The organism is Salinicola sp., assembly GCF_982684285.1.
The window spans coordinates 1-6,497 of record NZ_CEXLVS010000233.1 but is presented as its reverse complement, the minus strand read 5'-3'; the positions used below and the strand labels follow the sequence as shown (position 1 = coordinate 6,497).

The window sequence follows — 6,497 nt, the reverse complement described above, 5'->3', positions numbered from 1 at the left end:
CGTCCATGGGAATTGGTCAAACAGCGCCATCCGAGCCACGCGATGCGTACGGCTCAACTGCTCGAGATTGACGGCCAGTGTATCGGGGTTGCATGAAATATAGACGATGCGGGAGTAGCGCATCAGCGGCGCACAGCTGTCGGCGTCCAGTCCTGCCCTCGGCGGGTCCACCAGCACGGTGGAGAAGTCGCAATCGGCGAGCGCCATGGCGGCGACACGTCGCCCCTGCTTCTCCCCGCTCAACGCCTGGGCGAACTCCTCGGCCGACATCCGCGCCACATGCACGTTGTCGATGCCATTGGCGTCGAGGTTGGCCTGCGCCGACGCCACCGACGTTCGCGAGATCTCGGTGGCGACCACGCGCCGGAAATTCTCTGCAAGCGCCACCGTGAAGTTGCCGTTGCCGCAGTAGAGCTCGACAAGATCGCCCTCGCTTTCGCGGGTCACATCCCGGGCCCAGCTCAGCATCGAACGACAGATCTCGGCGTTGGGCTGGGTGAAGCTGTTCTCGACCTGATGGTAACGGAGTTCCCGCCCATCCACCTCGAGTCGCTCCCAGACGTGGTCGCGATCCAGCACCAGCCGCTGCTTGCGGGAACGCCCGATCAGCGATACGCCAAGTTCGGCCTGCAGCTCGCGAGCCCGGGTCTCCCACGCGTCATCGAGCGGCTTGTGATAGATCATCGTGACCAGCGACTCACCGCTCAACGTGGTGAGGAACTCGACCTGGAACAGCTTGCGTCGCATCAGCGGCTCGTCCCGGATCGCGTCCAGCAGCCGTGGCATCAGTTCGTTGATACGCTCGCTGGCGACCGGAAAGCGGTCGACGCGGACGACGCGCTGGGCGACGCGGCCTCGCTGAAGCGGTGCCTCCGGGTCGGCCTCGAACATCGCATAGAAAAGATCGTCTCCCTCGTGCCAGACACGGAACTCGGCGCGCATCCGGTAGTGGGAGGGCGGCGATGCGAACACCTCCAGCGGTGGCGGTGAAAAGCGGGCGAACTGCCGCTCGATGCGTTGACGCTTGGCTTCGAGCTGGGCGTCGTAACGCGAGGGATCGATATCGAAAATCACCAAACCAGAAATCCTCGGACAAAATTAGCGCAATGATTCATCAGACATGGAGGCCCACGCTCGGCGGAGCGACCTCGAGGGCGCGCGGCGACGAGTAGCCAAAACGCGTCAGGATCGGTGCCAGACTCTCGACCCGGGGCGCCGTCGCCCAACTGGGCGCCCCGCCCACCTCGCCCGGCGGCGCGGGGATCGACCGGATGTCGCTCAGCACCTGGCTCAGTCGGCGGGCGATCGCCGCCCCGGAGTCGATCCAGAGCCTGTCGGGCATCAACGGCTCGAGCAACCCACGCAGCAGCGGGAAGTGGGTGCACCCCAGCACCACGACATCGAGATCCGTCGTCGCCTTCAGCGGCGCAACGGCCAGTTGAAGCGCACGGGCATCGACCGCCCTGCCCGCGAGATGGGACTCGGCCTGGGTGACCAGCGCGTCCGCCGCCACGCGCACCACCCGACAATCCGGCGCATGCTCGGCGATCAGCCGATCCAGGTAAGGCCGGTTGACCGTCGCGCCGGTGGCGAGCAGGCCGATCGTGCGGCTTCGGGATGCCTCGGCCGCCGGCTTGATCGCCGGAACGGTGCCGATGACCGGTATCGGTAGCCGTGCCCTCAGCGCCTCCAGTGCCAGTGTGCTGGCGGTGTTACAGGCCACCACCAGCACGCGGGGCCGCGCCAGCTGGCATGCGTTGACGCAGACGGCGACGATTCTCGCGATAAGCCAGTCGTCACGCTTGGTGCCGTAGGGCAGCGCCGCGTTGTCGCAAAGGTAGCCCAGCGAACAGCCCGGTACCCGCCGTCGGATCTCCTCGCTGACGGAGAGTCCGCCGACGCCGGAATCGAAGATGAGGGCGTCAATCATAATCCCGGCCGTCACCGAAATAGCCGAGCAGCGCCTCGATCAGGGCTCGCAGGCGCGCCGGCATGTAGTCGCGTTCGGCGTACAGCAGGTGAATGTCGAGCGGCGGCATCTCGAACGACTCGAGCACGCGAACCAGCTGGCCGGCTCGCTCTTCCGGTGCGGCCAGGGAGGCCGGTTTCAACGTCAACCCCATGCCCAGTACCGCGGCCTCGACCAGCGCCCTGCCGTTGTTGCAGGAGAGTGCCGGTTGCAGCCGGAAGCGATAGATCTCGCCATCGACCCGGAACGGCCAGTAGAGCCCGTGCCTCGACAGGGTGTAGTGCAGACAGCGATGCTCCCTGAGTTCGTGGGGATGCCGTGGCGTGCCGTGGCGCTCGAGATAGGCGGGCGACGCGTAGAGATGCATCGGCATCTGCATCAACGGTCGCGCGATCAGGCTGGAGTCCTCCAGTTCGCCGATTCGCACGACCAGATCGAAATCCTCGGCCAGCGGATCGACGCGGCGATCCTCTAGTACCAGGTCGAGCGATACGGCCGGATGGGCCGCCTCGAAGGCCTGCAGCGCCGGCATCAAGGAACGCGCGCCGAAATCCACCGGCGCGGACAGGCGCAGACGACCGCGGATCTCGCCGCGCTGCTCGCCGATGCCCGCCTCCAGTTCCTGCAGTTCGTCGAGCAGACGGACCACGGTCGCCAGGTAGCGCTCTCCCTCGGCGGTCAGCTGCAGGCGCCGAGTGGTTCGCACCAGCAGCCGCACGCCCAGCATCTCCTCGAGCCGGGAAACCTGCTTGCTGACCATGGCGTTGGAGACGCCCAGCCGCCGGGCACCGCCGGCGAAACTCCCGGCGTCGATGACCGCGCGGAAGACCTGCATCGCTTGCAGTCGATCCATCCTGCCCCCGTCCTGTGGTGCCAGGCGGCCATTCTACGCAAGCGGCGGCGATCGCGCAGCGGCGATCGCCGCCGTGTCAGGCAACGATGGGGGGAAGTGCCAGCCCTACAGCGGTGACGGGGCCTCGCGAAACTCGGTATACAGCTCCGGATACGCCTCCTGCAGCCGCGCCAGCTCGGCGCCCGCCTGGGCGGGCAGTTCGTCGGCGAGGCGCGCGAGATCGTCCTCGTCGAAGTGCTCGCGGATCAGCGGGAACAGCTCTTCCCGCTCGGCACGCAGATAGGCCCGATGCGCTTCCAGGTAGGACTTGAGGTCGTCGGCGAACTTGTCCATTGGCATCACGCCGTCCATCAGGATCATGTCGATATCCTGGGAAAGACGCATCAGCTGCTCATGCAGATGCTGATAGTCATCGGCCAGACGCGTACTCAGTTCGTGGATGCCGGACGCCTTCGCCACCAGCTGATCGCTGCAGATACGTTCGAGGGGGATCGTGAATCCGTTCATGTAGTCGAGAATATAATCCACGACTTCTCGAATCAGGCGGAAGTCAGGACGCTCGCCGTCCGCCAGTGTCTTGTGCTTGAGTTGCAACACATGCAGCAGGCGCGCCATGTTGGCATGGTCCTGACGCAGTTGGGTCAGCATGGGCATGGTGAGTCTCCTGTCCGTGAAGCGCGGAGTCGAGTGACGCCCGTCGCCTTGTCAGCCTAGTGTAGCGTCTGTCGACGACCTTGGCGCCGGTACCCGTCTCGACGGTTCGTCACCGCTGTTGCCAGGGTGGACGAAGGCGTCTCCACCCCACCGTCCGAGTCGACGATGTGCGCCGTGGATTACCTCTGCCAGATACCGACAAACGAGCCTCGAACGACATCTCTATCGATGATCGATTGGGTCTGCCTTCAGCGACAGGCTAGAATTTCCTACCCTAGCGGTTTTTTCGATAAACGCTCTACGCCTAACGTCTGAATCGCTGTAGCGAAATGTACCGTTTCGTTGCCGTCAGCCAGCCTGGAAGCCCCATGGACCTATTTGCCGACGACGCCTCCCGAGGCGCCCCTCAGCCGGACAGTGCACCCCTCGCCTACCGCCTGCGTCCGCGCACGCTCGATGACTACATCGGCCAGCAGGCGCTGGTCGGCCCCGGCAAACCGCTGCGACGCATGGCCGAGACCGCCAGCGTGCGCTCGATGATCCTGTGGGGTCCTCCCGGGGTCGGCAAGACCACGCTGGCGGAGATTCTCGCCGAAGCCTCCGGCGCCCGGCTGGAGCAACTGTCGGCGGTGATGGCGGGCGTGAAGGAGATCCGGGCGGCGGTCGAGCGAGCCCGGGAGGGCCAGATGCGCGATCGCCGGACCCTGCTGTTCCTGGACGAAATCCATAGGCTCAACAAGAGCCAACAGGATGCCCTGCTACCCCACGTCGAATCCGGGCTGCTGACGCTGATCGGCGCCACGACCGAAAATCCCTCCTTTGAGGTCAACTCGGCGCTGCTCTCGCGGGCGCGGGTCTATGTACTGAAAGCCCTCGACGAGAGCGAGCTGATCACGGTGCTCAAGCGCGCGCTCGGCAACGAGACACTCGGGCTGGGGCAGCGCAATATCCGCGCCAGCGACGAAACGCTATCGATTCTGGCGAGGGCGGCCTCCGGCGATGCGCGTCGTGCCCTCGGCCTGCTCGAGACCGCCTGCGACTTCGTCAAGAGCGACGAGCACGGCGAGATCCTCGACCGCGACGCCGTGATCGAGGTGATCGGGCACCAGGCGGCGGCATTCGACAAGCAGGGAGAGCACTATTACGACGTGCTGTCGGCCATTCACAAGTCGGTTCGCTCGTCGCGTCCCGATGCCGCGCTACTGTACGTCGCCCAGTTCATCAGTGGCGGTGGCGATCCGCTGGATGTCGTCAGGCGCCTCGCGGCGATCGCCTCGGAGGATGTCGGCAACGCCGATCCGCGCGCGCTGCCGCTGGTGATAGCGGCGTGGGACGCCTATCTGCGGCTGGGCGACTACGAGGGGCAGCGCGCCATCGCCCATGCCGTGATCCACCTGGCGGTCGCCCCGAAAAGCAACCGCATCGATCAGGCCTGGAGTCAGGCCAAGGCGTTCGTCGCCGAACACCCCGACATGGAAGTGCCCATCTATCTGCGCAATGCCCCTACCGAGCTGATGTCTTCGCTGGGTTACGGCGAGGGCTATCGCTACGCCCACAACGAGCCCGACGGCTACCCGGCCGGCCACAGCCATGACTGCTGGCCGTCGAACCTGCCGAAGACACGCTTCTACGCTCCCAGCGACCACGGCCAGGAGAAGCGGTTCCAGCAGATGCAGGCATGGCGCGAGGAGCTGGACCGCCAGGCGGACGGCGGGTCCTGAGAGACATCGCCTGCCGCTAAAGACATTCGCCCCGCCGCGGGTGACCACGACGGGGCGAGTCCAGCGGCGAACGCGGCGTTACGGCGTCGCGGGCGACTGCTCCCGAATCACGTCCGCGCCCTCGGGCGGCTGAAACTGGAACTGGGCCGGATCGATATCGACATTGGTCTGGGCGTTGTCGAAATCGATCGCGGTGCGCTGGCCCGTGCTGTCGGTCATCTGCAGCGCATCGAGTTGCTCGCCGTAGAAGGTCAACTTGAGCTGCTCGAACAGCGTATCGTTGGCCTGCGGCACCAGCGTGAAGGTCTCGCTGGCGCCCTGCTGCTGCCGCGTGACGTCGTAGTTGTCGGCCAGCTCCGAAGCACTCCCGGAGAGCAGCAGCGCCGGCGTATGGGTGACCCGGTCGTCCAGCGGCTGGATCGTGACCTGCTCGAGATCGGGATCGTAGAGCGACACTTCGTCGCCGTCGGAAACGACCAGTTGCCGGTAGGGTTCGTTCACTTCCCAGCGGAAATGCCCCGGACGAGACAGCCACATGTGGCCGCTGGTGTCCTGCAGGCTGGAGCCCGAGGCATCCAGAATCCGCTGCTCGAAATCCGCGGAATAGGTCTTCAGCGGCTCGAGCAGGTGGGTCAGGCGATCGGCGGACGCTTGATCCGCCAGTGCCGACTGCGTCATCAATACCGGCGCCAGCAACAGCGATCCGGCCAGAGCCAACGTCTTCATCTTGCGCATGGAAATTCCTTATCGGGAATCGTCGACCCGAGGTCGGCGATCATGAATCTGGTGAATGCTAGGACAACGAAACGGCCACGGGGTTTACTTCCCCGCGGCCGCTGGCGCGATCAATGCCCGACGGGCGGCGGCGCCAATACTTCCCGGGAGCCGTTGTTGCCCATGGACGAAACGACGCCCGCCTGCTCCATCGCCTCGACCAGTCGAGCCGCCCGGTTGTAGCCGATCTTGAAACGGCGCTGCACGGCGGAGATCGACGCCCGGCGGCTCTCGGTGACGAACTGGACCGCCTCGTCGTAGAGCGCGTCCTGCTCGGCATCGTCGCCATCGCCCCCCCCCTCGGCCTCGAGTCCGGCCAGCGCATCGGCGGAGACGCCGCCGGAGAGGATCTCCTCGATGTACTCGGGCTCGCCACGGCGCTTCCAGTCCTCGACGATGCGGTGGACCTCGTCGTCATCGACGAAGGCGCCGTGGACGCGCTGCGGCATGCCTGCCCCCGCCGGCAGGTAGAGCATGTCGCCATGCCCCAGCAGGTTCTCGGCGCCGCCCTGGTCGAGAATGGTAC

The 6,497-nt window shown here is 65.8% G+C and carries 7 protein-coding genes; 1 reads left to right on the top strand and 6 read right to left on the bottom strand.

Going from position 1 to position 6,497, the window contains the following annotated elements; genetic code table 11:
* The 4 genes from trmA to AC3AYF_RS16810 all read right to left on the bottom strand — a co-directional run.
* Window positions 1-1,077 (bottom strand): tRNA (uridine(54)-C5)-methyltransferase TrmA (gene trmA / locus AC3AYF_RS16825; RefSeq protein ID WP_487780049.1); only part of this gene is annotated, 1,077 nt, incomplete at its 3' end.
* A 37-nt stretch (window positions 1,078-1,114) separates the two neighbouring features.
* Complete coding sequence (gene murI, locus AC3AYF_RS16820) at window positions 1,115-1,930, bottom strand: glutamate racemase (RefSeq protein ID WP_295035137.1); 816 nt, start codon at window positions 1,928-1,930, stop codon at window positions 1,115-1,117.
* A complete protein-coding gene (locus AC3AYF_RS16815; protein ID WP_295035136.1) occupies window positions 1,923-2,822 on the bottom strand; it encodes a LysR family transcriptional regulator in 900 nt (299 codons plus the stop codon). Before AC3AYF_RS16815 ends, murI begins: the two co-directional genes overlap by 8 nt.
* 105 nt (window positions 2,823-2,927) lie before the next feature.
* A complete protein-coding gene (locus AC3AYF_RS16810; protein WP_295035151.1) occupies window positions 2,928-3,470 on the bottom strand; it encodes a hemerythrin domain-containing protein in 543 nt (180 codons plus the stop codon).
* A 374-nt stretch (window positions 3,471-3,844) separates the two neighbouring features.
* Between AC3AYF_RS16810 and AC3AYF_RS16805 the strand changes: the two genes are divergently transcribed.
* A complete protein-coding gene (locus AC3AYF_RS16805; RefSeq protein WP_295035134.1) occupies window positions 3,845-5,197 on the top strand; it encodes a replication-associated recombination protein A in 1,353 nt (450 codons plus the stop codon).
* Window positions 5,198-5,275: 78 nt separating this feature from the next.
* On the opposite strand, the gene lolA is transcribed toward AC3AYF_RS16805, so the two are convergent.
* Both lolA and AC3AYF_RS16795 read right to left on the bottom strand, forming a co-directional pair.
* Window positions 5,276-5,932 carry an outer membrane lipoprotein periplasmic chaperone LolA gene (lolA, locus tag AC3AYF_RS16800; RefSeq protein WP_295035133.1) on the bottom strand — a complete coding sequence of 219 codons (657 nt, stop codon included), beginning with the start codon at window positions 5,930-5,932 and terminating at the stop codon, window positions 5,276-5,278.
* A 110-nt stretch (window positions 5,933-6,042) separates the two neighbouring features.
* The coding region (locus AC3AYF_RS16795) for a DNA translocase FtsK (RefSeq protein ID WP_487780048.1) at window positions 6,043-6,497 on the bottom strand (455 nt) is incomplete at its 5' end.